Below are 2,755 nucleotides of genomic sequence, written 5' to 3' on the forward strand. Positions count from 1 at the left end.
GTCGCCCCGCGACCTCGGGCCTCGGCGTTTCCGGGAAAGCCGCGCGGGAATCGCGCAGGAATCATTGACATCGCAAAACGGGTAGCCTAACAATGCGCGGGCGCGGCTGCACCGGGACACGGACGCTGACGCCACGTTCCTGACCGCCATCATTTTAAGCCGATGAGTCAAACCCAGCATTCCAGCCGGCGCAGGGCAAATGGACAGGATTAACAGGATTTTCAGGATGGCGGGTGGTTCAAGCGTCCATGTTTAGTAACGAGTCAAGAACAAGTTAAACACTATCGTTGTCGTTGTCGTTGTCGTTGTCGTTGTCGAGGTTATCGTAGCGCCTCGGATTCTCTCTCCCCAAACTGCATCGCTTCTCCGATTACGACAACGACAACGACAACGAAAATGGCGTCATGGGCAGTCTCTAATGAAATTGTTTAATTTATCAGTGCACCGTTCCTTATCCTGTTAATCCTGTCTATTTTTTTCGACAGGCGCGGATTTTCTCCGGCGATGGTGCGTTCGTCTGTAATTTGAGAATGGAGCGAGATACCATGACACCCGAACAGCGTACCGCCTACTGGCGGGCGAACCTGAACCTCTTGACCGTGCTGCTGGCGGTCTGGTTCCTGGTTTCCTTCGGTTTCGGCATCCTGTTGGTGGAGCCGCTCAACGGCATCCGGCTCGGCGGCTTCAAGCTGGGCTTCTGGTTCGCCCAGCAGGGGGCGATCTATTGCTTTGTGCTGCTGATCTTCGTCTATGCCTGGGCGATGCATCGGCTCGATCGTAAGTTCGGTGTCCGCGAGGACTAAAGGAGACGGCCATGCTGTCACTGCAATTCTGGCTCTGGGCCATCGTCGGGGGCAGTTGTGCCCTCTATATCGCCATCGCCTTCCGGGCGCGGGCGCGCACGACCGCCGATTTTTATGTGGCCGACCGGCACGTCGGCCCGATTGCCAACGGCATGGCGACCGCCGCGATCTGGATGTCCGCCGCCTCCTTCATCTCGGTGGCGGGGCTGCTGGCCCAGAACGGCTATGACGCCTCCGTCTACCTGATGGGATGGACCGGCGGCTATGTCCTGCTCGCGCTGCTGGTGGCCCCCTATCTGCGCCGCTTCGGCAAATACACGGTTCCTGAATTCATCGGCGACCGCTATTTCTCCGGCCTGGCCCGGCTGGTCGCCGTGGGGTGTCTGCTCATCATCTCGGTGACCTTTGTCATCGGCCAGATGCGCGGCGTCGGCATCGCCTTCTCCCGCTTCCTGGAGGTGGATTTCACGGTGGGGGTCGCGGCGGGCATGGGCATCGTCCTGGTCTACGCCGTCGTGGGCGGCATGAAGGGGATCACCTATACCCAGATCGTCCAATATGTCGTGCTGATCCTCGCCTACACCATCCCCGCCATCTTTATCTCACTGCAGCTCACCGACAGCCCCGTCCCCCAGCTCGCCTTGGGCGGCGAGTATCTGCGCGATGGCGCGGCGAGCGGGGTCGCGCTGCTGGATAAACTGGACCAGGTCATGACCGACCTGGGCTTCAGCGCCTATACGGCGCAGAAGGACGCGACGCTCAATCTGTTCCTGCTGGCGGCGACGCTCATGATCGGCACCGCCGGGCTGCCCCATATCATCGTGCGCTTTTTCAGCGTCCGCCGGGTGGCGCAGGCCCGCTCCTCGGTCGGCTGGACCCTGATCTTCATCGCCATTCTCTACACCACCGCCCCGGCGGTCGGGGCCATGGTCCGACTCAATCTCATCGAGAGCATCCAGACCGGACCGGTCGGGGCGGCGACGGCCAATGTGGCGATCGACACGTTGCCGGACTGGATGAACCGGTGGTCCAAGACCGGGCTGCTCGCCTGGGAGGATAAGAACGGGGATGGGCGGCTCCAGTATTACGACGACCAGAACCAGCGCTTTGCCGCGACCGCCGCGGGCTACGGTTGGAAGGGCAATGAGCTGACCCGCATCGACCACGACATCCTGACGCTGGCCAACCCGGAGCTCGCCCACCTGCCCGCGTGGGTGATCGCCCTGGTGGTCGCGGGCGCCCTGGCCGCCGCGCTGGCCACCGCCGCGGCACTGCTGCTCACCATCGCCTCGGCCATCTCGCACGATCTGCTCAAGGGCCTGCTGCTGCCCCGACTGTCGGAACGGGGGGAACTCCTGGCCGGGCGCATCGCCATGGTGCCCGCGGCCCTCTTCGCCGCCTACCTGGCGCTCCATCCGCCCGGCGCCGCCGCGGAGGTGGTGGCACTGGCCTTCGGGGTGGCCGCCGCCACCCTCTTCCCGACGCTGATGCTGGGGATCTTCGACAAACGCGCGAATGGTCCCGGGGCCATCCTGGGCATGTTGTCCGGACTGTCGTTCACCGCCGGCTACATCGTCTGGTTCAAGGGCTGGTTCTATTTTCCGGCCACCGCGATGGCGCCCGACAACCCGGACAACTGGGTCTTGGGCATCGCCCCGGAGGCCATCGGCGCCCTGGGCGCAGTGATCAACTTCGCCGTGGCCTACCTGGTATCGCGCCTCACGGCCGCCCCGCCGGGGCCGATCCAGGAACTGGTGGAGGACATCCGCGTACCCAAGGGGGCGGAGCCGGGCGTTGACGCCAGACTCTAAGTAACGAGTCAAGAACAAGTCAAACACCATCGTTGTCGTTGTCGTTGTCGTTGTCGTTGTCGTAATCGTAATCGGTGAAACGATGCAATTTGGCGTGCGAGAGAATCCTGGGCGCTACGATAATCTCGATTACGACAACGA

The 2,755-nt window shown here is 62.6% G+C and carries 2 protein-coding genes; both read left to right on the plus strand.

Annotated elements, in window-relative coordinates; translation table 11 throughout:
- The first annotated feature begins 545 nt into the window (after window positions 1-545).
- A complete protein-coding gene (locus QZY48_RS02060) occupies window positions 546-803 on the plus strand; it encodes a DUF4212 domain-containing protein (protein WP_295427044.1) in 258 nt (85 codons plus the stop codon).
- Between the two features lie 11 nt (window positions 804-814).
- Complete coding sequence (locus QZY48_RS02065; RefSeq protein WP_295427047.1) at window positions 815-2,614, plus strand: sodium:solute symporter family protein; 1,800 nt, start codon at window positions 815-817, stop codon at window positions 2,612-2,614.
- Window positions 2,615-2,755: the final 141 nt, after the last annotated feature.

The organism is uncultured Thiodictyon sp. (genome assembly GCF_903828115.1).
In the GTDB taxonomy this organism is placed as follows: domain Bacteria; phylum Pseudomonadota; class Gammaproteobacteria; order Chromatiales; family Chromatiaceae; genus Thiodictyon.